The sequence below is a fragment of the Streptomyces sp. NPDC002577 genome, assembly GCF_053594815.1.
This window is the reverse complement of the sequence record NZ_JBSFWK010000006.1, coordinates 151,339-175,281: the sequence shown is the minus strand read 5'-3', so window position 1 is coordinate 175,281 and position 23,943 is coordinate 151,339. Positions and strand designations below refer to the sequence as shown.

The 23,943-nt window shown below is 70.6% G+C and carries 21 protein-coding genes; 3 read left to right on the top strand and 18 right to left on the bottom strand.

Annotated elements, in window-relative coordinates:
• Positions 1-10 precede the first annotated feature (10 nt).
• The 7 genes from ACWD4J_RS11535 to ACWD4J_RS11505 form a co-directional block, all read right to left on the bottom strand.
• The gene (locus ACWD4J_RS11535) at positions 11-1,276 is read right to left on the bottom strand and encodes an FAS1-like dehydratase domain-containing protein (RefSeq protein ID WP_451395129.1); all 1,266 of its coding nucleotides are present in this window, start codon (positions 1,274-1,276) and stop codon (positions 11-13) included.
• A gap of 46 nt (positions 1,277-1,322) precedes the next feature.
• Positions 1,323-2,306, bottom strand: coding sequence for an NADPH:quinone oxidoreductase family protein (locus tag ACWD4J_RS11530; protein ID WP_451395128.1), 984 nt, complete (start codon positions 2,304-2,306; stop codon positions 1,323-1,325).
• Positions 2,303-3,532 carry an acyl-CoA dehydrogenase family protein gene (locus ACWD4J_RS11525; protein WP_451395127.1) on the bottom strand — a complete coding sequence of 410 codons (1,230 nt, stop codon included), beginning with the start codon at positions 3,530-3,532 and terminating at the stop codon, positions 2,303-2,305. Before ACWD4J_RS11525 ends, ACWD4J_RS11530 begins: the two co-directional genes overlap by 4 nt.
• 52 nt (positions 3,533-3,584) lie before the next feature.
• Positions 3,585-4,727, bottom strand: a complete 1,143-nt coding sequence (locus ACWD4J_RS11520; protein WP_451395126.1) for an acyl-CoA dehydrogenase family protein — start codon at positions 4,725-4,727, stop codon at positions 3,585-3,587.
• Between the two features lie 416 nt (positions 4,728-5,143).
• Positions 5,144-5,629, bottom strand: coding sequence for a VOC family protein (locus tag ACWD4J_RS11515; RefSeq protein WP_451395125.1), 486 nt, complete (start codon positions 5,627-5,629; stop codon positions 5,144-5,146).
• An 8-nt stretch (positions 5,630-5,637) separates the two neighbouring features.
• Complete coding sequence (locus ACWD4J_RS11510) at positions 5,638-6,837, bottom strand: cytochrome P450 (RefSeq protein ID WP_451395124.1); 1,200 nt, start codon at positions 6,835-6,837, stop codon at positions 5,638-5,640.
• Between the two features lie 189 nt (positions 6,838-7,026).
• Complete coding sequence (locus tag ACWD4J_RS11505) at positions 7,027-7,791, bottom strand: crotonase/enoyl-CoA hydratase family protein (protein WP_451395123.1); 765 nt, start codon at positions 7,789-7,791, stop codon at positions 7,027-7,029.
• A gap of 164 nt (positions 7,792-7,955) precedes the next feature.
• On the opposite strand from ACWD4J_RS11505, the gene ACWD4J_RS11500 reads away from it, so the two are divergent.
• On the top strand, positions 7,956-9,275 hold the full coding sequence (locus ACWD4J_RS11500; protein WP_451395122.1) for an acyl-CoA dehydrogenase family protein: 1,320 nt from the start codon (positions 7,956-7,958) through the stop codon (positions 9,273-9,275).
• A complete protein-coding gene (locus ACWD4J_RS11495; RefSeq protein ID WP_451395121.1) occupies positions 9,272-10,054 on the top strand; it encodes an SDR family NAD(P)-dependent oxidoreductase in 783 nt (260 codons plus the stop codon). The genes ACWD4J_RS11500 and ACWD4J_RS11495 overlap by 4 nt, the downstream gene beginning before the upstream one ends.
• Positions 10,055-10,078: 24 nt before the next feature.
• Here ACWD4J_RS11495 and ACWD4J_RS11490 read toward each other — a convergent pair whose 3' ends face one another.
• The 9 genes from ACWD4J_RS11490 to ACWD4J_RS11450 form a co-directional block, all read right to left on the bottom strand.
• Positions 10,079-10,816, bottom strand: a complete 738-nt coding sequence (locus ACWD4J_RS11490) for an ABC transporter ATP-binding protein (RefSeq protein ID WP_451395120.1) — start codon at positions 10,814-10,816, stop codon at positions 10,079-10,081.
• Entirely contained in the window at positions 10,813-13,599 is a 2,787-nt protein-coding gene (locus ACWD4J_RS11485) for an ABC transporter permease subunit (RefSeq protein WP_451395119.1), read from the bottom strand. Before ACWD4J_RS11485 ends, ACWD4J_RS11490 begins: the two co-directional genes overlap by 4 nt.
• Positions 13,599-14,879 carry an ABC transporter substrate-binding protein gene (locus ACWD4J_RS11480; RefSeq protein ID WP_451395118.1) on the bottom strand — a complete coding sequence of 427 codons (1,281 nt, stop codon included), beginning with the start codon at positions 14,877-14,879 and terminating at the stop codon, positions 13,599-13,601. Before ACWD4J_RS11480 ends, ACWD4J_RS11485 begins: the two co-directional genes overlap by 1 nt.
• Before the next feature lie 157 nt (positions 14,880-15,036).
• Positions 15,037-16,284, bottom strand: coding sequence for a CaiB/BaiF CoA transferase family protein (locus ACWD4J_RS11475; RefSeq protein WP_451395117.1), 1,248 nt, complete (start codon positions 16,282-16,284; stop codon positions 15,037-15,039).
• 36 nt (positions 16,285-16,320) lie between these two features.
• Positions 16,321-16,509 (bottom strand): ferredoxin, encoded by a 189-nt coding sequence (locus ACWD4J_RS11470; protein WP_451395116.1) that lies wholly within the window; start codon positions 16,507-16,509, stop codon positions 16,321-16,323.
• A 53-nt stretch (positions 16,510-16,562) separates the two neighbouring features.
• Positions 16,563-17,402, bottom strand: a complete 840-nt coding sequence (locus tag ACWD4J_RS11465) for an NAD(P)-dependent oxidoreductase (protein WP_451395115.1) — start codon at positions 17,400-17,402, stop codon at positions 16,563-16,565.
• A 27-nt stretch (positions 17,403-17,429) separates the two neighbouring features.
• The gene (locus ACWD4J_RS11460) at positions 17,430-18,242 is read right to left on the bottom strand and encodes a mycofactocin-coupled SDR family oxidoreductase (protein ID WP_451395114.1); all 813 of its coding nucleotides are present in this window, start codon (positions 18,240-18,242) and stop codon (positions 17,430-17,432) included.
• A gap of 38 nt (positions 18,243-18,280) precedes the next feature.
• On the bottom strand, positions 18,281-18,481 hold the full coding sequence (locus ACWD4J_RS11455) for a hypothetical protein (RefSeq protein ID WP_351146647.1): 201 nt from the start codon (positions 18,479-18,481) through the stop codon (positions 18,281-18,283).
• Entirely contained in the window at positions 18,478-19,623 is a 1,146-nt protein-coding gene (locus ACWD4J_RS11450) for an amidohydrolase family protein (protein ID WP_451395113.1), read from the bottom strand. The genes ACWD4J_RS11455 and ACWD4J_RS11450 overlap by 4 nt, the downstream gene beginning before the upstream one ends.
• A 155-nt stretch (positions 19,624-19,778) precedes the next feature.
• On the opposite strand from ACWD4J_RS11450, the gene ACWD4J_RS11445 reads away from it, so the two are divergent.
• Positions 19,779-21,440 carry a thiolase C-terminal domain-containing protein gene (locus tag ACWD4J_RS11445; protein ID WP_451395112.1) on the top strand — a complete coding sequence of 554 codons (1,662 nt, stop codon included), beginning with the start codon at positions 19,779-19,781 and terminating at the stop codon, positions 21,438-21,440.
• Positions 21,441-21,473: 33 nt separating this feature from the next.
• Here the strand turns inward: ACWD4J_RS11445 and ACWD4J_RS11440 are convergent, their stop codons facing one another.
• Positions 21,474-22,226, bottom strand: coding sequence for a hypothetical protein (locus ACWD4J_RS11440; RefSeq protein ID WP_451395111.1), 753 nt, complete (start codon positions 22,224-22,226; stop codon positions 21,474-21,476).
• Between the two features lie 43 nt (positions 22,227-22,269).
• Positions 22,270-23,931: an FAD-binding protein gene (locus ACWD4J_RS11435; RefSeq protein ID WP_451395110.1), complete on the bottom strand. Its 1,662-nt coding sequence runs from the start codon at positions 23,929-23,931 to the stop codon at positions 22,270-22,272.
• Between the last annotated feature and the right edge of the window lie 12 nt (positions 23,932-23,943).

Here is a 23,943-nt window from a genome sequence, read left to right as displayed (position 1 = left end):
GCCCGCCGGCTCAGTCCGCCGTATCGCCCACGCTGAACCGGGCCAGTTCGTGCGTCACCATGCCGTCCAGGCCGGGCGCGGGCGGCTCAGGCAGCACGACCGCCCGCTCCCGGGTCGGCAGCAGGACGACGGCCGTGCCCGGGGTGGTGACCTCGCCGCGCTGGTTCTCGCAGCGCACCGCGACATGCACCTCGGCGCGCTCGCCGGCCCGCCGCTTGTCGACGACCTCGCCCCGCACCCACGTGGTGTCGCCGAGGTAGTTGAACTTGCGGTGTTCGCAGCGCAGTTGCCACAGCCAGCCGTCGTCGCCCATCCAGTCGGTGAGCAGGTGGCACAGCCAGGTCTCGCGCATCCCGCCGTAGTCGTAGGGGTTCGGCAGGCCCAGCTCCCGTGCCCGCTCCGGCTCCCAGTGCAGGCGCTGCACGGTGTCGGGGATGCCCAGCGGGTTGGGCGGGTAGAGGCCGGGGGCCTTGCGCCGTACGTTCGCGGCGATACGGAACGCGCCGGGCGGGGTGAGCTGCATGCCCCAGCCCAGATGCCAGACGACCACGTCCGTGACGGTGAGCGGCCCCTTCACCCGGGGCTGCAGTTCCTCGCCGATCTCGACGTCCTCCCAGTAGCGCGGTTCGGCGCCGCGCCGGGTCTCGGCCGCGTATGCCGCATCGATATGCGCCAACTGGTCTGCTGTGTAGGGCTGTTGCTCGACCTTCTCCTTGGCCCGTTTGCGTGACGTGTGCCGTTCCGCGTTGATCCAGGTGCCACGGCGGACGGCGTGCATCTCACCCTGCCCGTTGGCGTACAGGTAGTCCTGGGTGACATGGGCGGTGCGACCGCCGAAGCTGCTGTGCTTGGCCTGCACGCCCACCTGGGTCTGCAGCACCCGGCAGCGGTCCCCCAGGGCGAGCGGCCGCCACCACTCGAACTCCATGACCGCCTGGTACGAGCCGAGCCCGGCGAACGGATCGCCCCTCAGAAGTGCCTTGGTCGACGGATCCGGCGCCGGCGCGGCGTCCTCACCCATGGTGTACAGGAACGTCGGCGGGGCTATGAGGGAGCCCCAGCGGGTGCGCGCCGCGTACTCGGGATCGCAGTAGAGCGGGTTGTCGTCGCCGTACCCGTAGGCGAAATGGCGGACGCCGTCGGTGCTCACCTCGTAGTTGTGCGGGGGGTTGCGCTGCGGCTTCGGGATGCCCAGGCGGCGGCGGGAGCGCTCGATCGCCTCGTCGGTCAACACGCCGAACTGCTCGGCCTGTTGGTTTGCCGTGGTGGTGGTCATCGCGGACTCTCCTCGGTCAGGGCAGGTCAGGTCAAATCGGGGCAGGTCATCGGGTCGGGGTCAGGTCGAGCACGACCTTGCCGGTGGTCCGGCGTTCGGCGACGGCCGTGAGTGCGGCGGCCACATCGTTCAGCGCATGGACGTGGGAGACCATGGGCCGCATCCCGTCGCGGACCATCCCGGCCAGCGCGTGCTGGGCCGCCGCGACCGCCTCCGGCGCCTCCTCGCGCATCATCCGGGCCTCGAAGCCGCGCACCACCGCGTTCTTGAGCAGGACGAGGTTGAGCGGGATGCGGGGGATACGGCCGTCGGCGTAGCCGACCGTGACGAACCGGCCTTGGCGCCGCAGGGCCCGGAAGGCCGCCTCGGCGTGGTCGCCGCCCACCGGGTCGACCACCAGGTGCACGCCTTCGCCGCCGGTCACCTCCCGGATGCGGGCCTTGAGGTCCTCGCGCACGTAGTCGATGCCGTGCTCCGCGCCGAGTTCGTGCGCGACGGCGAGCCGCTCAGGGCTCGACGCGGCCGCCACGACGTGCAGCCCAAGACGGGACGCGACGTCGACGGTGGCCGAGCCGACCCCACCGGCGGCGCCGAGCACCGCAGCCCACTCCCCCGCGGCGGCGCCACCCACTGTCACCAGGGCGTGGTAGGCGGTGCCGTACGTCACGTGGAAGGCGGCCGCGTGCACCATGTCGAGCCCGTCGGGGATCGGCCGCAGTGCCGCCACGGGGGCCACGACCTGCTCGGCGAAGGCCCCGGTGAACACAGCGCCGGCCACGGCCGACCCGACGGGCGGCCCGGTCACCCCCTCCCCCAGAGCGGCGACGACGCCGGCGAACTCGCTGCCGGGCGTGAAGGGCAGGGGGGCCGATACCTGGTAGCGGTCGGCCGCGACAAGGACGTCGGGATAGTTGACGGCAGCGGCGTGCACCCGGACCAGGACCTCGCCGGGGCCCGGCTCCAGGTCGTCGACCTCGGTGACCTCGATGCCGCTCGGCTTCCCGTAGCCGGTGCAGCGCGCGGCCCTCATCGCCGACCGTCCAGGGTGGGCATGGCCGGGTCGCGGGGCAGTCCGAGGACCTGTTCGGCGATGGTGTTGCGCTGGATCTCCGCCGTCCCCGCGCCGATCGTGGACGCCCTGGTGCGCAGGAACCCCCAGACCCACCGCCCGCGCTGCACGGCGTGCGGGTCGCGGCGGCCGAGCATGCCGTAGGAGCCGAGCAGGTCGACGGCGAACTCGTGCAGCTCCTGCTCGAAGGTGACGATGAACAGCCGGGCCGTCGACGAGGCGGGCCCCGGCTCGCCCTTGGTCATGATGTCGGAGATCGTCCGCATCCCGGTGTAGCGCATGATCCGTACGCGCGTCTCGAAGTCGGCGAGCCGGTCGCGGACCCGGGGATCGGTACTCGCCCCGCGCTCGCGGGCCAGCTCGATCAGCTCGTCGAGCACCCGGCGGTAGCGGGCGGCCTGGTTCATCGCGCCCGCGGCACGTTCGTGCCCGAGGCTGGTGCGCACAAGCGGCCAGCCGCCGTTCTCCTCGCCGATCCGGTCGGACACCGGCACGCGGACATCGTCGAAGAAGACCTCGCAGAAGTGTGCGTCCCCGGTCAGGTCGCGCAGCGGCCGCACCGTGACGCCCGGCGCGTGGGCGTCGATGAGCAGGTAGGTGATGCCGCGCTGGCGTGACTCGGGGGTGCCGGTGCGTACCAGGGTGAAGAGGATGTCGGCGATGTCGGCCGAACTCGTCCACACCTTCTGTCCGTTGACGAGGTACGTGTCGCCCTCGCGGCGCGCCGTCGTCCGCAGGGCGGGCAGGTCCGAGCCGGCTTCGGGCTCGGAGTACCCCTGCGCCCACACCGCGTCGCCGCGCAGCATGGGGCGCAGGAACCGGTCCTTCTGCTCCTCGGTCCCGTACGTGATGAGGGTGGGAGCGGCGATGCCGAGTCCGGTGCCCAGTGGTCCCGGGACCCTCGCCTTCGCGTACTCCTCCTGGTAGATCACCTGCCGGGCGAAGCTCAGCTCCATGCCGCCGTAGGCGCGCGGCCAGCTGGGACCCGCGTATCCGGCGTCGTAGAGGGTGGCCAGCCACGCCTTCTGCCAGGCGAGCCGCCCGGCGGGGTCCTTCGGGCGACGGCCGGGATGGTGTGCCCGCAGGAACTCCCGTAGCCGGGATCGGAATTCACCGTCGCTCCCGGCAGCGCTGCCGGTATCGCTCTCGGTATCGCCGGCGAACCCGACGGCACGTTCACCGCTCACGGTCGTCGTTGTCGTCTTTGTCGTCCTCGTTGGCGGTGTCATGCGGCTCCCCTCAGATCCCCACCAGGTCGGCGAGGCGTGCCCGGTGCGCCGCGGGCGCGCCGAGCAGTTGCTCCGACGTCTTCGCCCGGCGCAGGTGCAGGTGTGCGTCGTGTTCCCACGTGTAGCCGATGCCGCCGTGGATCTGGATGTTCTGCTTGGCCGCGTGGGTGTACGTCCCCGCGCAGTAGGCGGCGGCGAGCGCGGCGGCCGTCGGCAGCTCAGCCGGCTCTTCGGCCGGTTCCCCGGCCGACTCCACGGCCGCGACGGACGCGGCATGGTGGGCCGCCGACCGGGCGGCCTCGACGGCGAGGAGCATGTCGGCGCACGCGTGCTTGACGGCCTGGAACGAGCCGATGGGACGCTCGAACTGCACCCGCGTCTTCGCGTACTCCACGGCGGCGTCCAGACACGCCTGTGCTCCGCCCACCTGCTCGGACGCCAGCGCGACCGCCGCGAGGTCGAGGGCGGTGCGCAGGTACGCCGTCGCGTCCCCGTCGGGCCCCACGCGCACGGCGGGCGCTTCGTCGAGGTCGATCCGGGCCTGACGGCGGGTGGGATCGAGCGTGTCGAGCGGGGTCCGCGCGACTCCGGGAACCCCGCTCTCGACCGCGAACAGCCCGGGGCCCGCGTCGGTGCCCGCGACCACGAGCAGCAGGCCGGCCGTGTCTCCGTCGACCACGAACATCTTGGTGCCGGACACCGTCCAGCTCTCGCCGTCGACGCGGGTGGCCGTGGTGGCCACGTCCTCGATGCGCCAGGAACCGTGCTCTTCCGCGACAGCGACGGTCGCGGTCAGTTCCCCCGCGGCGATACCGGGCAGCCACCGCACCTTGGCCGCGGCGTCACCGGAGGCGGTGAGGGCCTGGCCTGCGAGGGCTACGGTGGCGAAGTACGGGGAGGGGAGCAGTGCCCTGCCCAACTCCTCCAGTACGACGCCCAGTTCGACTGTTCCGCCGCCACTGCCGCCGTACTCCTCGGGGACGGCGATCCCCATGAGGCCGAGTTGCCCGGCCAACTGGCGCCACAGCGCGGGGTCGTACCCCTCGCCGGACTCCATCCAGCGACGCACCGCCGCGCTCGGTGACTTGTCACCCAGCAGGCGGCGCAAGGCCGAGCGCAGCTCGTCGTGCTCCTTGGTGTGCGTGAGGGTCACCTGGCTCCTCCACGTTCGCGAGCGGATCTATCCGTGCTCACGGCACACCGTACCCCGAAAACCAAAAAGAGGGTACTTAATTGAGGGTCCCGTTGATCGGGACCTACTCCCCGCCGGTACGTGGCCACATCTTCGCCGTGCTGTCCAGGGCTGCACCGGCTGCGGCGCTCACGACGAGACCGACGACGAAGCTCGACCAGAGCAGCACGTCGCCGGCCCCTGCCCTTCACTGCCTTCACGGGGGTGGAGTTCGAAGAGGCCATGGTGGGAGGTCCTTTTGGTTGCCGCGGTGCCGCCCGGTTCACGAGGGCGGCGGGTACGGCTCCACGTCCCCCGCCGGCCCCCACCCGTCGTCATACGGCTCCCGACATCCGCCCTACTGCATCCTCAGTACGTGAGCCGCCACCGGCCGGGACCTAGGTCCTGGACTGCAGCAACGCCGGGAAATCGGGCATCAGGGCCCGGTCCACGATCTCGATGCGCTCCCCTGTCGGTGCCAGGTGGTACGCGAAGACCGACGGAGCGTCGCCGTCGGTCACCACACACGCCTCCCGTGCGAAACCCGCGGCTTCGAGCCTGTTCGACGTCGCCGGGAGGTCGTCGCAGAAGTAGCCGAGATGGTGTGCCGCGGCGTGTGCGGTCGCGGTCCAGGGGGTGCCGGGCACCTCCTGGATGAGCTCGATGTGCGGGGCGTCGAGGGAGTACGTGTAGCGAAGGGTCAACACCCGTTCGCCGTCCGCCATCCGGATCGGCAGCTCCCGGGACAGGGGCTTGGTCCACCGGTATCCGGCGACCTCGCTCATCCGGGCCATCGCGGCTTCCACATCGGGCACGACGATCCCGGTGTGATAGAGATCGGCTGCCCTCAGCGGAGCCACGGCGCCCGTCGTCGCCGTCGCCATCGGCCCGCTCACCACTCCAGCCGCAGGGACTTGATGCCGTACATGTTCCCCGTCTGTTCCAGGTCCTGACCGGCCGCGATCCGGTAGTCCGGGATGCGCTTGTGCCACTCCTGCACCGCCACGTTCAGCTCCAGGCGCGCGAGGTGCGAGCCCAGGCAGCGGTGCGGGCCCGAGCCGAAGGCGATGTGGTTGCTCACGGAGCGGTGCGGGTCGACCTCCAGCGGATTCTCGTACCGCTCGGGGTCGCGGTTGCTGACCGCGAGCGGCAGCATCACCATCTCGCCCGACTTGACGGGGCAGCCGCCGACCTCGACGTCCTTGGTGGCCTTGCGGGCCGGGACGACGAACGAGTAGACACGAAGGATCTCCTCCACGCTCATCCCTATGAGCGAGGGGTCGGCGACGATCGCGCTGCGCTGCTCGGGGTGCGTGGCGAAGTGGTACAGAGCCCAGCCGATCGCGATGGGGACCGTGTCGAAGCCCGCCTGGAACATCAGGATGCAGAAGGCGTGCATGTCCCGGTCACTGATCGGCTCGCCGTCGATCTCCCAGGTCATGGCCCTGGACAGCAAGTCGTCCCGGGGGTGCGCACGCCGGAGGGCGATCTGCTCCTCGAAGTACGCCGACACGGACTGCATCGCGGACAGTTGGCGGCTGTGGTCCGGGTCCTCCTCGAAGGACAGGTGCAGCATGGAGTCCACCCAGTCGAGGAACTGGTCCAGGTCCTCCTCGGGCAACCCCATCAGCCGCATGAAGATCAGCGTCGGGAATCGGCGCGCGAATCCGTCGAGGACCTCGGCGCCGTCACGGCCGCTCAGATCATCGATCAGCTCGACCGCGACCTGCCGGATCTCCGGCTCGCGGGCGGCGATGGCCTTGGGCGAGAACTCGCTGCCCAGGAGGCGTCGCCAGTCGGTGTGCTGCGGCGGGTCCAGCATCTCGGGGATCCACAAGTACTTGGGATCCGGGTCCAGGGCCGTGACGGACGTACTGGAGAACGTCTGCCAGTCCTGCAGCGCCTGCTGGACCTCCTTGCCGTCCGTCACCACCCAGTAGCCTTGCGAAATGCTGCTCCTGAACCCGGAGTGCGTCCCCGCGAACGCGTCCCAGCGCTCCTGATGGCTGAGGACCGGGCCGTCTTCCCTGTTGTCGAAGTGGTACGTGGGCACGCCCTTGTGGGTGCCCTCAGGCTCGAGCGTGGTACTCATCTCGGTTCCTCTCCAGGACGACCTGCACGCGGGCAGGCAGCCTCTCTGCCGACATACCTCTACATAGAGAATTGAGAGCCCTCTTTTGAGGTTGCCCTCACCATGCCACCGGCCTTGAGACGGCGGCAATGCCCGCGCGGCGAGGAACGCGGCGCGGGCTCAGCGCCCCTGCGGACCGACGCCCGCTTCTCAGCGCCCCCTCCAGACCGGCGACCGCTTCTCGGCGAACGCGGTGGCGCCCTCCTTCGCGTCGTCGGAGGCGAACACCGGGTCGGTGATCGCCTCCTGTTCCCGCCACCCCTCCTCCCACGTCCAGTCCACGGTGGCGCGTGCGATCCGCTTGGTCGCCGCCACGGCGAGGGGCCCGTTCGCGGCGATCGCCTCGGCGAGCCGGAGCGCGCCGTCGAGGGCGTCGCCCTCGTCGGTGAGCCGGTTGACCAGGCCCACCTCGGCCGCCCGCTCGGCTCCGAACGGCTCACCGGTCAGCAGGAGTTCGAGCGCGACGGCGTAGGGCACGCGGCGCGGCAGCAGCAGCGCAGCACCCCCGGCCGCCACCAGCGACCGCTTCACTTCCGGTACTCCGAAGCGAGCCGTGCGGGCCGCGACGACAAGGTCGCAGGCGAGCAGCAGCTCGAATCCGCCGGCCAGCGCCCAGCCCTCGACTGCCGCGACGAGCGGTTTGCGCGGCGGTGCCTTCGCGATGCCGCACAACCCGCGCCCCTCGATCCGCGGGCTCTCACCGCGCAGCCACGCCTTCATGTCCATACCGGCGCTGAAGGTCCCCCCTGCCCCGGTGAGGACCCCGACCCTCAACTCGTCCGACGCGTCCAGCTCGTCGACCGCGGCGGCGACCCCCCTCGCCACGGCGCCGTCGATCGCATTCTTCACCTGGGGACGGTTGATCGTGATGACCTGGACGGCGCCGCGGCGCTCGACAAGAACCTCTTCCGACACGCTTCCTCCTGTTCGGCCCGGGTGTACTCGACGACACCCACCCTCTCGTAAACAGTAGCCTTAAACGACTTCCTGAGCGCCTGTCTGTGGACTACACACCAGAGTCGGGATAAATTCCTGACACTGATCTTTTGGATTCTCGCGACGTCTCGCCCGGAGGGCCGATGCTGGATTTCTCGATCGAACCCGACTTCCAGGCCAAGTTGGACTGGGCGGCAGCCTTTGTGCGTGAGGAGGTCGAGCCACTGGACCTGCTGTTTCCGCACGGCGGTGACCCGTACGACACGGCCAACGAGAAGGCACGGGCGATCCTCAAGCCCCTGCAGGAGCAGGTCCGCGAGCAGGGCCTGTGGGCCTGCCATCTCGGCCCGGAGCTCGGCGGGCCCGGCTACGGCCAGGTGAAGCTCGCCTACCTCAACGAGATCCTGGGCCGCTCCTACTGGGCGCCCACGGTGTTCGGCACCGCCGCCCCCGACACGGGGAACGCGGAGATCCTCGCCATGTTCGGTACCACGGAACAGAAGGCCCGCTATCTGCAGCCGCTGCTCGACGGCGACATCGTGTCCACGTTCTCGATGACGGAGCCTCAGGCGGGAGCGGATCCCAAGGAGTTCGTGTGCCGCGCCTGGCGTGAGGGTGAGGAGTGGGTCATCGACGGGGAGAAGTGGTTCTCCTCCAACGCCCGGTACGCGGCCTTCCTCATCGTCATGGCCGTCACCGACCCCGAGGCGGCCCCGCACCAGCGCATGTCGATGTTCATCGTGCCGGCCGAGACGCCCGGCATCGAGATCAAGCGCAATGTCGGCACGATGGACGAGCGGGACGCGCTCGACGAGGGGATCCACGGCTACATCCGCTACCACCGGGTCCGGGTCCCGCTCGACGCCATGCTCGGGGGCCCCGGCGAGGGGTTCAAGGTCGCCCAGGCCCGGCTCGGCGGCGGCCGGGTGCACCACGCCATGCGGACGGTCGGCAAGTGCGCCCGCGCCTTCGACATGATGTGTGAGCGCGCGCTGTCGCGTCGTACGCAGGGCACCCTGCTCGCCGACAAACAGGCCGTGCAGCAGTTCATCGCGGACTCCTGGATCGAGCTGGAGCAGTTCCGGCTGCTCGTCCTGAACACGGCCTGGATCATCGACACCCAGCCGCACGGCGCGGCCCGCACCCGGATCGCCATGTGCAAGGTCGCGATGGCCAAGGTGCTGCACGACGTCATCCAGCGGGCGCTGCATCTGCACGGCTCGCTGGGCACCACCAACGAACTCCCGCTCGCAAAGTGGTGGATGGCCGCGCCGAACCTGGCCCTCGCCGACGGCCCGACCGAGGTGCACCGCACCACGGTCGCCAAGCAGATGCTCAAGCAGTACCGGCCGGCCGACGGGCTGTTCCCCAGCGAGCACATTCCCCCGAAGCTGGAGGCCGCGCGGAAGCGGTACGCGCACATCATCGGCGACGACAGCCTCAAGGGACAGGTGAACGCATGACCGCGTCCGGGCAGCACCCCACGTCACCGGTTCCACCGGGTCAGCTGTTCGACCTGAGCGGCAAGGTCGCCCTCGTCACCGGCGGCAGCCGGGGCCTGGGCCTGGAGATGGTGCGGTCCTTCGCCGCCGCGGGCGCCGACGTCGTCATCACCAGCCGCAAGCTGGACGCCTGCGAGGCAGCCGCCAAGGAGGTACGCGACCTGGGCCGGCAGGCGCTGCCGGTGGCAGCCCACGTCGGCCACTGGGACGATCTGGACCGGCTCGTCGACACCGCGTACGACGTGTTCGGCCACATCGACATCCTGGTCAACAACGCCGGTATGTCACCGCTGGCCCCATCCTCGGCCGAGACGAGCGAGGAGCTCTTCGACAAGGTGATCGGGGTCAACTTCAAGGGCCCCTTCCGGCTCGCGTCGCTCGTCGGCCGGCGGATGGCCGACGGCGACGGCGGCACCATCATCAATGTCTCCTCGTCCGGGGCGCTGCTGCCGCAGCCCCGGTTCGGGCCCTACGCCGGCGCCAAGGCGGCGCTGAACACCCTCACCACCGTCTTCGCCCTGGAATACGGGCCGACGGTGCGGGTCAACACCATCTCGGCCGGGCCGTTTCTCACGGACGTGTCGAAGTCGTGGGCGCAGGAGACCCGCACGAGCACGCGCAGCGCGCTGGGCCGTCCCGGCAACCCCGAGGAGATCGTCAGTACGGCCCTGTATCTCGCGAGCGACGCGTCCAGCTACACCACGGGGGCGCTGATCCGCGTCGACGGCGGGCTGTACTGACGCCCACCGTCGACCGACGGATCGTCACCGCGTCGCCAGCTCCCCCAGGTAGGCGCGCTCCAACAGTCCCGGGTCCGCCGCGAACCTCGCGGCGGACCCGCTGAGCACCAGGTCGCCGTGCACCAGCACGGCGGCCTGGTCCGCCACCTCCAGGGCGAGCTGTACGTGCTGCTCCACGAGGACGACCGCGGCGCCGGTGCCGTCGGCGATGCGCCGGACGACCGGCAGCAGCTCCTCGACGATCACCGGGGCGAGCCCCATGCTGAGTTCGTCGACGAGCAGGACGCGCGGGTCCTGGATCAGAGCGCGGCCCAGAGCCAGCATCTGCTGTTCGCCGCCGGAGAGCAGCCCGGCCGCGACTCTGAGGCGCTTGCCCAACGCCGGGAAGTAGTCGAGGACCTGATCCACGGTGCTGCCGCCGCGCCGCCGGGCGAGCGTCAGGTTGTCCCGCACGGTCAGCTGGGTGAACAGGGCCCGGTCGTCGGGCACGAGGACCAGCCCCCTGCGCGCCATCTCGCGGGCCCGGCCGCCCCGGACGGATTCACCGCCCAGGACGAGGGCACCGCCCAGGCTCGGCAGCAGCCCCGCCAACGTCAGCAACAGGGTCGTCTTGCCCGCACCGTTGGGACCGAGGAGGGCCGTGACCTCGCCGGGCCTCAGCCGCAGGTCGAACCCGCGCACCACCGGCTGTCCCTTGGTGTAGCCGGCGTCCAGGCCCTCACACACCAGGAGCGCCTGTCCAGGCTCGGTCGCTGTCGTCACCGTACGCCCTCCTCTTGTGCCCGTGCCGCGCCGAGGTAGGCGGCGGCGACCCGTGGATCCGCCTTGATCTCGGCGGGGGTTCCCTGAGCGATCACCTTGCCGAGATCGAGTACGACGATGCGGTCGCACACGTCGAGTACGAGTCCCATGTCGTGGTCGACGAGCAGCACCGTCACCCCGGCGGCCCGCACGGCGCGCAGCCGCTCCCCCAGCCAGCGGCTCTCGGAGCTGTCGAGGCCGGCCGCGGGCTCGTCGAGGAGCAGGAGACGGGGCCGTCCGGCCAGCGCTCGGGCGATGGATACCAACTGCCGGTGCCCCTGCGAGAGTTCACGCGCGGGCTGCCCTCGGTGGCTGCTCAGGTGCAGCGTCTCGAAGAGGCGGCTGCGCAGCTGTGTCCCCTCGGTCGAGCCGACGTGGTCGCCGCCGTGCCGGGCCGCGCTCTCGCCGACCAGGACGTTCTCCTCCACGCTCAGGTCTTCGTAGAGCTCGATGCCCTGGAAGGTGCGCCCGAGCCCCGCGCGACTGCGTCGGTGCGGTGTGAGCGAGGAGAGGTCACGGCCGTCGAACTCCACGGTGCCGGTGCCGCGTTGGTATCCGCTGACCGCGTCGAGCAGGGTCGTCTTGCCCGCCCCGTTCGGCCCGATGACACCGACGATCTCGCCGGAACGGACCTCGAAGGAGACCGCGTCGAGTGCGACGACGCCTCCGTGGCGCACTCCGACGTCGCGTACCGCCAGGACGACGGCTCCCGGTTCGGGTGCCGTCCTGTCGGTGGTGGGGCGCGAGTCGGTGTCCGTGTCCGTATCGGTGATCGTGTCCGTCAGGGCGGCATCTCCCTGGTCGTCCCTGGGTGTCTCGCGGCGCAGGCGGGCCGCGAGCGCGTGTGCGGGACCGACCAGACCCTCCGGGTTCGTGATCACGGTGAGCACCAGGCCGACGCCCATGATCACGCTGTACCACTCCCCCATGGACAGCGCCCGGTCCAGGGCGACGGACACCAGGCCGCCCGCGCCCAGCACACCGGCCACCACACCGCCGGACAGCGCGGTGATGCCTGCCAGATAGGCGGTGGCGAACAGGCCGAGGCCGCCGATCGCGGTGAACATCTCCGGGTCGGCGACGGTCTGCTGGTAGCCGAGCAGCGCGCCGCCCAGTCCGGCGATGAAGGCACCGATCGCGAAGGCGATGATCTTCGTTCGGGAGACGTCGATGCCCGCCGCGGCGGCCGAGCGTTCGTTGGCGCGGACCGCGAGCATGGCGGCGCCGAGCCGACTGCGGCGCAGGCAGGCCACGCCGAGGCCGACCAGCAACAGCACCACCAGACACAGCAGACCGAACCGGATGCGGGGATACCCCTCGCCCGCCCCGATGCCCAGGTCGATCCCGAACAGATGGGGCGAGGGGACCTTGGCGCCGTCGAGCCCGCCGTTGAAGTCGGTGTTGCGGAACCAGAACGCCTCCACGGCGACCGCGAGCGCGATCGTCACCACCGCCGCCGGCAGTCCGCGGATGCGCAGCGCGGGCAGCCCGATGACGACGCCGATCACCGTGGCCACGACGGCCGCCAGCAGCGGTGCGATCGGGAACGGGACCCCCCAGTCCGCCGTGAAGCGGCTCAGGCTGAACGCGCCGACCCCGGCGAGGGTGAGCTGGGCGAGCGAGATCTGCCCGGCGAATCCGGTGACGACCACCAGCGACAGCGAGATCACCCCCAGGGTCAGCGAGGTGATGACCGCGGCGCGGATGCTGCCCTGGGTGGCGAACAGGACGACGACGCCGAGCGCGGTGGCGCCGAGGGCGGGGACCAGCATGCGCTCGGGGCGCGGAGCCCGTCCCAGCGTCTGCCGGATCACCGTGCCGCGGGTGGGCAGCGGCCGTCCACGCACCACCAGGTACACCAGGATCACGACGAGCGGCACCAGTTGCGCCAGCCCGGTCTGCGGCAGCCACGACCACTTGCCCTGCAGAAACTGCAGCTCGGACTGGAGCATCCCGATGACGAGCCCGGCGCCGACGGCCGGGATCAGCGCGGTGAAGTTGCCGACGAGCGCGGCCGCGAGGGCGGGGACGATGAACAACGTGTACGACAGGGGCACCAGCGGCACGATGGGCGCGATGAGGATCCCGGACAGGGCTGCGATGGCCGAGCTCAGGGCCCAGTTCGCCGTCGCGATCCGCTCCGGGGACAGCCCGCTGACGAGGGCACCCTTCTCGGACTCCGCCGCGGCCCGGGCCGCCAGGCCGAACCGGGTCAGCCGGAACACCAGCGCCAGGGCGACGGTGAGCGCCACGACGACCGCGGCGAACCAGAGCCGGTCCCCGGGGATGCGCGAACCGCCCCATTCCACCGCGTTGCCCGGGAGGATCGCCTTCACCGACACCGGTGCGGTGCCGGCCCGGGCGACCAGCAAGGCCTGGATCACCAGCATCACGCCGATCGACGCGACGGCCTTGGCGACCGGCGGCGCCGACCGCAGCGGCCGGAAGACGACGGCATACAGCAGCACCCCGAACGCGGCGGCCAGCACCAAGGAGAGCGCCATGGCCGGGAAGAGCCCGAGCTCTCCGCCGAGGCCGACGGTGCGCGACAGGCCGGGTATCGGCACCAGCAGCTCGCCCTTGCGCAGGAACGCGAATGTGTACGCGCTGTACAGCGCGATCGCCCCGGTGGCGAAGTTGACGACCCCCGAGCTGCGGAAGGTCAGGACCAGGGCGAGGGCGAGCGCGGCGAACACGGCCCCGTTGCCCAGGCCCAGCAGGAGGAAGACGAGGTACTGGTCCATCAGCCGGCCTGATCGAAGAGTGGTGCGGGGTCGATGACCTGTACCTTCTCCAGCTTGCCGCCGTTGAGGGTGGCCGTGACCTCCTTGGCCGAGCAGGCTGCCTTGAGATCCGGCACCGCCTTGGAGTCACAGGTGAACGTGGTGCCGTGGCCGGCGGGCAGCGCGACGTTCTTCGCCGAGTCGAGCGCCTTCGCGACGGTCTTCGGTGTGACCTCGCCCGTCAGGCCCTTCAGCGCGCGTACCAGGCCGAGCGCTCCCTGGTACCCGATGGCCGCGTAGCCGCCGCTGGGAGTGTCCGGGCTGTACCGCTTCATCACCGCGCGGTAGAGCTGGGCCTCGGGATGGTCGCTGGCCCCGTCGAAGCTGCTGAACACCTGCGCCCCGTCCAGGCCGGTCCCGACGGCGTCGACGACCGCGGGGGCCGTGCACGGCTGGAGGACCATCCGCGGGGTGGAGCCGCCGAGTGTGGCCATCGCCTGGAGCACGGAGGTGCACACCGTCGACTCGCCGATGATCGCGACGGCGTCGGGCTTGCTCTGCAGCGCGGCGCTGACCTGGGGCGAGGCGTCCGGCGTGCCCGCAGCGATCTTCACGATCCGCAGGCCGATGCCTGCCTTGTCGAAGACCGGCTTGCCGATGGACTGGGCACCGGCCACCGCGGACGGTACGTCGATGACGAACGTGACGACGTTCTTGTAGCCCTGCTTCTTGGCGTACTCGGCCATCGACGTCATGGACGCCGGGAACCCGCCCGTCCAGGAGTACGCGAGGGTGCTCGTGCCCTCGGCGCCGCTGGTGGCCAGGGCGGTCGTCCAGGGGATGCCGGCCCGGGTCACGATCGGCACCATGGAGTCGCCGAGGCCACTGCTGGTCAGGACGACCGCGGCCACTTTCTGCTCGACCATCTGGTTCGCGCAGTCCCGGGCGGTCGCCGGCTCTTCCTTGGTCTTGCAGATCACGTACTGGATGGGCCTGCCCGCGATGCCGCCCAGGTTGTCGTTGGCATAGCGCCGTGCCGCGTCGGCGGCCTCCCGGGTCTCGGGCTGGCTGATGCCCGCGCCGCCCTCGTTGGTGATGAGGCCGATCTTGACCGGCGTACCGCCGGCCTTCTTCCCCGGGAACGCGCTCGCGAGCGCGGCTGGGGTGTCGTTCGTGCTTCCTTGGGTGCCGGCGTCGTCCTCCTTCGCGCAGCCCGCCAGGAGGAGGGCTGCGACGGCGGCCAGCGCGATCGACGCGCGTGGCCGGGGGGAGGAGAGGGCACGCCTGACCGACTCGATCATGTCTGCTTCCCGAAGTGTCGGCGAGTGCCCCGCACTCGCGGCGGTCGGCGACATGGGGAGGCAGGCCGAAGCCCGCCGCCGCGAGTGCCGCCTGAGATGAGGGACGAGCGCAGGCGTCGGCCTGCCGGGGTGGCAGGCATCGGCCTGCCAGGGTGGGTCAGGTCACCGCACCGTCGATCTTCAGCTGGAGCAACTCCTCGTCGCTCAGGCCGATGTCGCGCAGCACCTCGTCCGTGTGCTCGGCGAACTGCGGCGCCCGGGTGAGTGACGCCGGGGTCTGGTCGAACTGGACCGGATTGGCGACGAGTTCACGTTCCCTGCCGTCCGCGTCCACGATCTGGGCGATCAGGCCGTTCGCCCGCAAGGACGGGTCCTGGCCGACTTCCCAGGGGTTCTGTACGGCGGCCCACTGCCCCTCCCCCCGCGCGAGGATCTCGGTCCACTCGGCGAACGGCCGCTGCCGGATGATCTCGGCGACGATGTCCGCGGCTTCGGCGGCGTTGGCCATGATCTTCTCGGTGCTGTCGAAGCGTTCGTCGGAGGCGAGGTCCTCCCGGCCGACGACCCGGCAGAACTCCGGCCAGTACCGGCCCGGTTGGAGCATCGAGAACTCCAGCCACCGGTCGTCGGCGGTCCGGTAGGCGCCGATCAGCGGGTTGGTGGCCGAGCCGTGCTTGGGGTGCTCCTGCACGGGCAGCGGGCCGCCCACCATCAGGGCCCGGTTCACCAGATACTGGGTGGCCCACGCGCCCACGCCGAGCAGTGACACGTCGATGACGGACGGCTCACCGGTGCGCTGGCGCTGGAACAGCGCCGCGGCGATGCCGCCGGCGATGGTCATCCCGCCCATCGAGTCGCCGTACGCGCCCGCCGGCATCCGCGTCATCCGGTCCGCCCCGGGCGGGGTCACTCCGGCCGCGCTGCCGCCTCGCGCCCAGAAGGCGGTGCTGTCGTAACCGCCCTTGTCGCGTTCCGGTCCACGGGCGCCGAAGCCGCTTCCCCGTACGTAGATGATGTCGGGGTTGATGGCCCTGATGTCCTCGACGTCGATCTTGAGCTTGGCCCGCGCGCCCGGCAGGAAGTTCGTGAGGAACACGTCACTGGAGCGAACGAGCTCCTCCAACACCCGCCGCGAGGACGGCTTTTCGAGGGCGACGCCGATGCTGCGCTTGCCGCGGTTGGGCCCCTCCATGATCGGGAAGAAGGACGACCCCTTGCTCATCGCCTCCTGCCCGAGCACGCGCACCAGACCGCGCTGGGCGTCGCCCCGCTCGGCGTGCTCGATCTTGATGACGTCGGCGCCCCAGTCGGCGAGCACCGCACCCGCCGCCGGTACGAAGGTGAACTGCGCCACCTCCAGGACCCGTACGCCCTCCATCGGTCGGTGCACTGCGTCAACCTCCATGCTGCGTAGGTGAATCCATAAGTGAGTCGTCGTACGTCACTCGACGGTGATGGCCCGCTCGGGGCAGGCCCACGCACCCTCACGGGCCGCCTGTTCCTGTTCCGGCGGGACCTCCCCGTCGAGGGGCAGGGCGTAGCCGCTGTCGTCGAGTTCGATCAGCTCCGGGGCGGCGGCCGCGCACCGCGCGTGTCCGGAGCACAGGTTCTTGTCAATGGTGATCTTCACCGACTCACTCCTTTCTCCATGGTTCTCGGTGCTCTCGACAGCTGTCATGACTGTCATGACTGTCGATGGCTCTCGATGGTGGTGATCTCTCCGAGGTCCATCGGCCCGTCATGCGCCGCGTCCAGCAACGGGGCGAGGTCCACTCCGGCTTCGGCCGCCGTGTCGCGACAGGCCGCCAGGTCCTTGGCGAGGAACGGGGCCACGGCGTCGGCATACCGCTCGGCCCCGCCGCGGGCCGCGATGTACGATCCCGCCGTACTCCCCCCGCTGCTGACCGCGAGGGCCTGAAGCAGGGTGTCCTGCGCTACGCCCATCGCGCGGCCGGCCGCGAGCCCGCGCAGGGTCACCTGGCTGATCGCGGCGAACAGCAGGTTGTTGAGCAGCTTGACGCGCAGCGCGGAGCCACGGGGGCCGGTCGCCACGACGGGGTCGGCGTAGGCGGCCACGACCTGACGCGCCGCCGCCACGTGGGCCGGTTCCCCTCCGAGGAAGACGGTGAGGCGTCCGGCCCGGACCGCCTCGGCCGTCCCGCTGAACGCGGCGTCGACGATCGCCGCCCGTCCGCCGGGCGCGTACCCGTCCAGGCGGTCCAGCGTCGCCGGCGCGCCGGTGGTGTGCGAGAGCAGCACCGTGTGCGGGCCCAGAACCGCGACGACCTCGGGCAGCACGTCGAGCATCTGGGCGTCGTCGTAGAGACAGCTGACGACGGCGTCGCAGGCTGCGAGGTCCCGTGCGGCGCCAACGAGTTCGGCGCCCGCGGCGGACAGGCGGCCACAGACCTCGGACCGGCGCGCGTACACACGTACCGGGTGACCGGCCGCGAGGAGGCGCTCCACCATCGGCTCGCCGATGTGCCCGGCTCCGAGGAATCCGATCGTTCGCACTGCGCTCATCTGCGCTCCGTAAGGTGTGAGGCGTCGCTACGGCTTGTTCGTCGAGCCCGCGTCGACGGTGAACTGCAGGCCCGTGACATAGCGCGCCTCGTCCGACGCCAGGAACAGGACGGCGTTCGACACGTCCCGCGGCTCGACGTAGGGCGCGAGCGGGTTCATGGCGGCAAGGGCGAACAGCGGCTCGCGCTCGGCGAGTTCCTCCACCGGCTCACCGACGGTGATCCCGGTGTCGCTGACCCCGGTGGGGTGCACGGTGTTGACCCGGATCCGGTGCGGGGCGAGTTCGTTGGACAGCGCCTTCATCAGGCCGACGACACCGTGTTTGCTGGCCACGTAGTGGGCGTAGGGAACGTGCCCACGGATACCGGCAGCCGAGCTGGTGATGACGATCGATCCGCCGTCCCCCGCGTCGATCATGCCGGGGGCGGCGGCGCGCACCGTGTTCCAGGCGCCCTTGAGGTTGACGTCGACGACGACGTCCCAGGCCTCTTCGGACAGTTGCCAGGCGCGGCCGGAGCTCATCACACCGGCGTTGGCGACGACCACGTCGAGCCGCCCGAACTCTGATGTCGCCGCGTCGACGGCGGACCGTATCTCGGCGAAGAACCGGACGTCGGCCTCGACGGCGACGCACCGCCGGCCCGTCGCCCTGACCAACTCGGCCGTCTCCTCGAGTTCTTCCTTGGTCGCCAAGGGGTAGGGCAGCGCGTCGCTGATGTCGTGGCAGACATCGGTGACGACGACGTCCGCTCCCTCCTCCGCCAAGCGCACGGCGTGGGAGCGCCCCTGCCCGCGGGCCGCCCCGGTGATCAGCGCGACCTTGCCGTCAACTCGCCCCATGTCAGCCTCCATTCGTGAAAGATCACCGGTCACACCCGTCAGGGGGCGGCCAGTTCGTCCGCCGCCTCGCGCAGGGCGCGCAGCCGGGCTTCCAGCAGCGCGCGCTCCGCGTCGTCGGCCCCTGCCAGGCGCTCCTGCGTCTCGGAGATCTCCGCGCGCAGCCGGCCCGCGGCCTCGTCGCGCGTCAGCAGGTCCAGATCCGTCCAGTCCGACCGCTCGGACTCCGGCCGGCGGCTCATGCGGGGAAGTTGTAGAGGCGCCGGGTGTTCAGCTCCACGATCTGGTGCACCTCGTCATCCGGTACGTCCGCGAGAACTTCGGCCGCGTACGCGCGGCTCTTGGGCCAGTACGAGTCGGAGTGCGGGTAGTCGCACTCCCAGGTGATCTTGTCGATTCCGATGTGGTGGCGTACGTCCACGCCGAACCGGTCGTCGATGAAGCAGCCGTGGAAGTGCCTGTTGAACAGCTCCGAGGGCCGCACGCTCTGGTTGATGTTCTGGTAGAAGCGGTGCCGCTCCCAGGTGCCGTCGCTGCGCTCCAGCAGATACGGGATCCAGCCGATGCCGCCCTCGGACAGGCCGATCTTCAGCTTCGGGTGCTTGTGCAGCACGGGTGAGAAGAGCAGGTCGGCGGTGGCGAACATGGAGTTGCAGCCGAACAGCGCGATCGTCACCGCGAACGGCGCCTCCTCAGCGGTCTTCGGCGGCTTGCCCGAGGTGCCGAAGTGCAGGCACAGCGGCATGTCGGTCTCTTCCAGCGCCGAGAACACCGGGTCCCAGTGGTCGGTGTGGAACGACGGGAGGCCCAGCGGAGCCGGGTTCTCCGGGAACGAGACCGCCTTGGCCCCCTTGGCGGCGGTCCGGTGGATCTCGGCGACGCACGCCTGCACGTCCCACAGCGGCAGGATCGCCAGCGGGATGAGCCGGTCGGGCCCCGCGGCACACCATTCGTCGAGCACGAAGTCGTTCCACGCCTGCACGCACAGACGGGCGAGCTCGGGGTCCTGCCCCTCCAGGAACACCGTGCCTGCGAAGCGCGGGAAGGACGGGAAGCACAGCGCCCCCCACACCCCGTCGAGATCCATGTCCCGCAGACGGGCCTTCGGGTCGTAACAGCCCGGGATCATCTCGTCGTAGCGGGTCGGCTCCATGCCGAACTCCTCGGGGCTCTTGCCCGCCACCGCGTTCAGTCCGATGTACGGATAGATGCGGCCCTCGTACGTCCAGACCTCGGCCGGGGCCTCGCCCTCGCCCCGCGGCTGCTCCACGATCCGTGGTCCCGCCTCCCGGTACTTCGCGGGCAGACGGTCCGACCACAACCGTGGCGGCTCGATCAGGTGGTCATCGGTGGACAGCAGTTTCATCCATGGCTGCAACGGCATCGTCGCGCCCCTTCCTCGGAGAGATGCGCCGGGTCCGGACTCTACAACAGGCCTTTAATTGCGTATACCTTTTGTGCGCGCCTTGCGTGAGTTCACCATCAACGGACCGCCACCAACCCCTATTACGGCCACCTATCTGCATGAGAGGACACCCCATGCCCGAGGTTCAAGCCTCCCGCCCCCTGCCTCAACCGACGCTCTCCAGCGCCGAGTTCTGGCTATCCGGCGCCGACGGCGTCCTGCGGATCTCCCGGTGCGCGGACTGCGCGCGGTACTTCCACCCACCGCTGCCCGTCTGCCCGTCGTGCCGCAGCCGCTCGGTGGGGCTCGCGCCCACCTCCGGCAAGGCGATCGTGGTCGGGTTCAGCGTCAACGAACAGGCCTGGCTGCCGTCGTTCCCGCCGCCGTACGTGGTGGCCGTCGTCGCGCTCGCCGAGGACGACCGGGCCCGCCTGACGACGAACATCGTCGGGTGCGAACCGGACGAGGTGCACATCGGGATGCGGGTACGGGTGCGCTTCGAGCAGCACGACGATCTGTACGTGCCGCTGTTCGAGCCGGACCGGGAGGCGGAGGCCGCCGAAGGACCGGGTCCGCTGCCCGAGCCCCGCGCCGTCCGCACCGCCCTGCGGCCCATGGCCACGGAGCGCAAGTACGAGGACGCGGTCGCCCTCACCGGGGTCGGGCAGTCCCGCGTGGGCCGGCGGCTCATGGTCGACCCGGTGTCACTGACCGTGGACGCGTGCCTGGCCGCGGTAGAGGACGCGGGCCTCGAACTGGACGAGATCGACGGCCTGTCCACCTACCCCGCCGTGTCCCCCAGCGGCCTCAGCGAAGGCGGGATCACGGCACTGTGCGAGGCCCTTCAGCTGCGGCCCACCTGGGTCAACGGAGGCAGCGAGGTGCCCGGCCAGATCGGATCGATCACCGCGGGGATGCTCGCCGTCGCCTCCGGACTGTGCCGGCACGTGCTGTGCTTCCGTACGGTCTGGGAGTCCTCGCACACCGCCCTGGTGCGCTCCGGCCAGTGGCAGACGGACGGCGGCCGGGCCACCGGCATGTACGAGTGGCGGGCGCCCTTCGGGGCGATGTCGGCCGCGCAGTGGATCGGCTGCAACGCCTCGCACTACATGCACCGTTACGGCGTGGGGCGGGAGGCCCTGGGCGCCATCGCCGTCACGGCGCGAGCGGGAGCGGTACGCAACCCCGAGGCCCTGTACCGCGAACCGCTCACGCTGGACGACTACTTCGCGGCCCGCACGGTCACCACGCCGTTCGGCCTCTACGACTGCGACGTACCGTGCGACGGCGCGGTGGCCGTCGTCGTCTCCGCGCGCGAGACCGCGGCGGACCGGCCCCGGCCTCCCGTCCTGGTCGAGGCGGTGGGCTCGGCGATCCTGGAGCGGCTGAGCTGGGACCAGGACACGCTGACCCACACCCCCCAGGCGTTCGGCCCCTCCGCCCATGTGTGGACCCGCACCGACCTCACCCCGGCCGATGTCGACGTCGCCCTGCTCTACGACGGCTTCACGTTCAACGCCCTGTCCTGGATGGAGGGCCTCGGCTTCTGCGGCCCCGGCGAGGCGACCGACTTCATCGCCGGGGGCAAGACGATCGCCCTGGACGGCGACCTCCCCCTCAACCCGCACGGCGGCCAGCTCTCAGCCGGCCGCCTGCACGGGTACGGATTCGTCCGCGAGGCCATGCTGCAACTGCGCGGCGCGGCCCACGGGCGCCAGGTGCAGGACGCCCGTGTCGCGGTGGTGACCTCGGGGGGAGGGGTGCCGTCCGGGGCGATGCTGCTGCGCCGGGCCTGATCCAAGCCGACCGGAGCAGAGGCCCAACAGCTCTTACGAAGTGGCCAGTTGGGCCTCATCCCCCCGCCCGGCCTTCTCCTGGGCGACCTCAGCCTCCTCGTGCTTGACCGCGCGCAGCAGCAGGGCCGGGGTGGCCACCTTCCAGATGAAGTACACCACCGTGGGAATCATTTCTGCGAGCACTCCGTTCCACGCGAACGGACCGGTCTTGGTGAGGAAGACGAAGGCTCCGGGGATGAGGAAGACCCCCAGCACCATGTTCAGCCAGCCGAACCACCGAGGGAAGATCGGCCGGCTGCGGCGGTCGATGAGCGCCGCGTAGCCGATCGACCAGACCTGCAGGACGAAGATGCAGGCGTTGCCCACCAGCATGAGGTTGAACGTGTCGGTCATCGCCAGCAGCACGTCGGGGGAGTGGGCCTCGGGGCGGAAGGCCGCGGCGGCCAGGATCGCCAGCGGGAAGAAGAACCCGATCGGGGCCACGACACCGGTGAGGGCCTGGGTCATGGACAGAATCCCCCACCCGCCCTCGATCCTGCGCATCTGCAGGCTGGTCACGACGACGAAGGGGTACTCGAACGGAACGGTCAGGACCATGATCGCGACACAGGCGAGGATCCCCGTCTGGTTGTCCTGAAGGAAGGTGACGACCTCCTTGGCGCTCCACGTCGGGTCCATGGGCGTGAGAAGGTTGCCGACCAGGTAGGCGATGATGAATCCGGCGAGCAGGACGAATCCGCACCAGGCGGAGGCGCGTTGCAGTCTCATGTACCGGGCGGGTTCCATGACGGATCTCCTTTGATCTCGTACGGGGTGGCAGATGCTTGGGTCACTGCGACGCGCCGACGAGGTCGAGCACCGCCAGGTAGGCGAAGACCATGCTCGATCCGATCGGCGTTCCGGCACCCGGGTAGACGCGTCCCGACATCGGGGCCGCGGTGTTGCCGCTCGCGTACAGGCCCGGGATCGCACTGCCGTCCGGGCGCAGGACACGCGCGTGCTCGTCGGTCTTGAGGCCGCCCTTGGTGCCGATGTCGGACAGGGCGACGGTCGCGATGTAGTACGGCGGGGTGTCCAGGGGCATCAGCAGGGGGTTCGGCCAGTCCGTGGTGGGCGGCACCAGGTAGTTGGGTCCCGCGGGGAAGCCGACGCTGTGGTGGAACATCTGGTCCCACGCGGTCTCGCCGCGGTGGAAGTCCTCGTCGACACCGCTGTGCGCGAGGACGTTGTACCGCTCGACGGTCTGCCGCAGCGCCTCGAACGGTACGTCGATGAGCTTCGCCACCTCCTCCAGGGTGTCCGCCTTGCGCAGCGCACCTGAGGTGAACCACTCCTCCTGAACCGGCTGGTCGGGTGCGCCGCCGAAGCTGTCCCGGTCGATCTGGCGCTGGTCGAGGATCCAGTGGCAGGGCGCGTGCACGACACCGGTGGTGGTGTGCAGGTCGGCGATCTCGTGTCCGGCCTGGTCGTAGGGGCGCGTCTCGTTGACGAAACGCTCGCCTGCGCCGTTGACCCAGATCCCGCCGCGGGTGCCGGTGTGGAAGAACGGCAGGCCGTCGGGCTGGACGAGGCCGGGCACGTACCAGGCCTCGTCGAGCAGGTCGGTGTCGGCGCCGATCGCGATGCCCGCCTTCAGGGCGTCGCCGGTGTTGGCGGGGGCGCCGTTGGACCACTGGCCGCCCTGAGCCGCCGGCTGGTGCTTCTCACGCAGTTCACGGTCGCGCTCGAAACCGCCCGCCGCCAGGATCACGCCACGCTCGGCGCGGAAGCGGACCGGCCGGCCCTCGCTCACCGCGTCGACGCCGACGACCCTGCCGTCCTCCACGACGAGGCTGTGCAGTGCGGTGTTCAGCTTGAGCGTTCCGTTGCCCGTGTCCAGGAACGCCCCGAGGGCCCGCCCGATGAGCGCACGGCCACCGGTGAGGGCCGGCCCCGGCTCCGTGTTCCACCACCGCTCGGTATAAAGGGAGTCGCGGACGAGATCCGCGCGCTCGCCGAGCCGCTCGGCGGGCAGTTCCGGCGGGAAGATCGTCCGCCCCGCGGTCGTCCCGCCCGGGCGCCACGAGAAGTAGTCCGGCACGGGCCCGTACACGAACGACTGGAACCACTCGTTCTGCTCCAGCTCGTCGATGAGTTGAGGGCCCGCCTGCAGATACGCGTCCTGCAGCCGCTCCCGGGAGCGGTCGGCGACGATGTCACGCAGATAGGTCCTGGCGTGGTCGGTGTCGTCCTCGATGCCCGCCCGACGCAGCGGGGCCGAGCCGGGGTACCACACGCCGCCACCCGAGTAGGCGACGGTGCCGCCGACCCGGTCGGTCTTCTCCAGGACAAGGGTGCGCAGTCCGCGCGACGCCGCCACATAGGCGCCTACCAGGCCACCACCCGATCCTACGAAGACAACGTCGTAGACCTCTTCCGCCGATTCCGCCGATTCCGCCGATTTGCCTCGCCGTTGGACGGGCGTCCGCCCGTTCTCGTCCTTGAGCGTCATCTTTGACCTCCT

Coding starts and splice junctions, on each gene's coding strand:
- ACWD4J_RS11435 (WP_451395110.1), bottom strand. CDS start 23,931: ATGACGCTCAAGGACGAGAACGGGCGGACGCCCGTCCAACGGCGAGGC.
- ACWD4J_RS11500 (WP_451395122.1), top strand. CDS start 7,956: ATGCTGGATTTCTCGATCGAACCCGACTTCCAGGCCAAGTTGGACTGG.
- ACWD4J_RS11460 (WP_451395114.1), bottom strand. CDS start 18,242: ATGGGGCGAGTTGACGGCAAGGTCGCGCTGATCACCGGGGCGGCCCGC.
- ACWD4J_RS11465 (WP_451395115.1), bottom strand. CDS start 17,402: ATGAGCGCAGTGCGAACGATCGGATTCCTCGGAGCCGGGCACATCGGC.
- ACWD4J_RS11530 (WP_451395128.1), bottom strand. CDS start 2,306: ATGAGGGCCGCGCGCTGCACCGGCTACGGGAAGCCGAGCGGCATCGAG.
- ACWD4J_RS11450 (WP_451395113.1), bottom strand. CDS start 19,623: ATGCCGTTGCAGCCATGGATGAAACTGCTGTCCACCGATGACCACCTG.
- ACWD4J_RS11455 (WP_351146647.1), bottom strand. CDS start 18,481: ATGAGCCGCCGGCCGGAGTCCGAGCGGTCGGACTGGACGGATCTGGAC.
- ACWD4J_RS11510 (WP_451395124.1), bottom strand. CDS start 6,837: ATGAGTACCACGCTCGAGCCTGAGGGCACCCACAAGGGCGTGCCCACG.
- ACWD4J_RS11515 (WP_451395125.1), bottom strand. CDS start 5,629: ATGGCGACGGCGACGACGGGCGCCGTGGCTCCGCTGAGGGCAGCCGAT.
- ACWD4J_RS11495 (WP_451395121.1), top strand. CDS start 9,272: ATGACCGCGTCCGGGCAGCACCCCACGTCACCGGTTCCACCGGGTCAG.
- ACWD4J_RS11440 (WP_451395111.1), bottom strand. CDS start 22,226: ATGGAACCCGCCCGGTACATGAGACTGCAACGCGCCTCCGCCTGGTGC.
- ACWD4J_RS11535 (WP_451395129.1), bottom strand. CDS start 1,276: ATGACCACCACCACGGCAAACCAACAGGCCGAGCAGTTCGGCGTGTTG.
- ACWD4J_RS11480 (WP_451395118.1), bottom strand. CDS start 14,879: ATGATCGAGTCGGTCAGGCGTGCCCTCTCCTCCCCCCGGCCACGCGCG.
- ACWD4J_RS11445 (WP_451395112.1), top strand. CDS start 19,779: ATGCCCGAGGTTCAAGCCTCCCGCCCCCTGCCTCAACCGACGCTCTCC.
- ACWD4J_RS11475 (WP_451395117.1), bottom strand. CDS start 16,284: ATGGAGGTTGACGCAGTGCACCGACCGATGGAGGGCGTACGGGTCCTG.
- ACWD4J_RS11485 (WP_451395119.1), bottom strand. CDS start 13,599: ATGGACCAGTACCTCGTCTTCCTCCTGCTGGGCCTGGGCAACGGGGCC.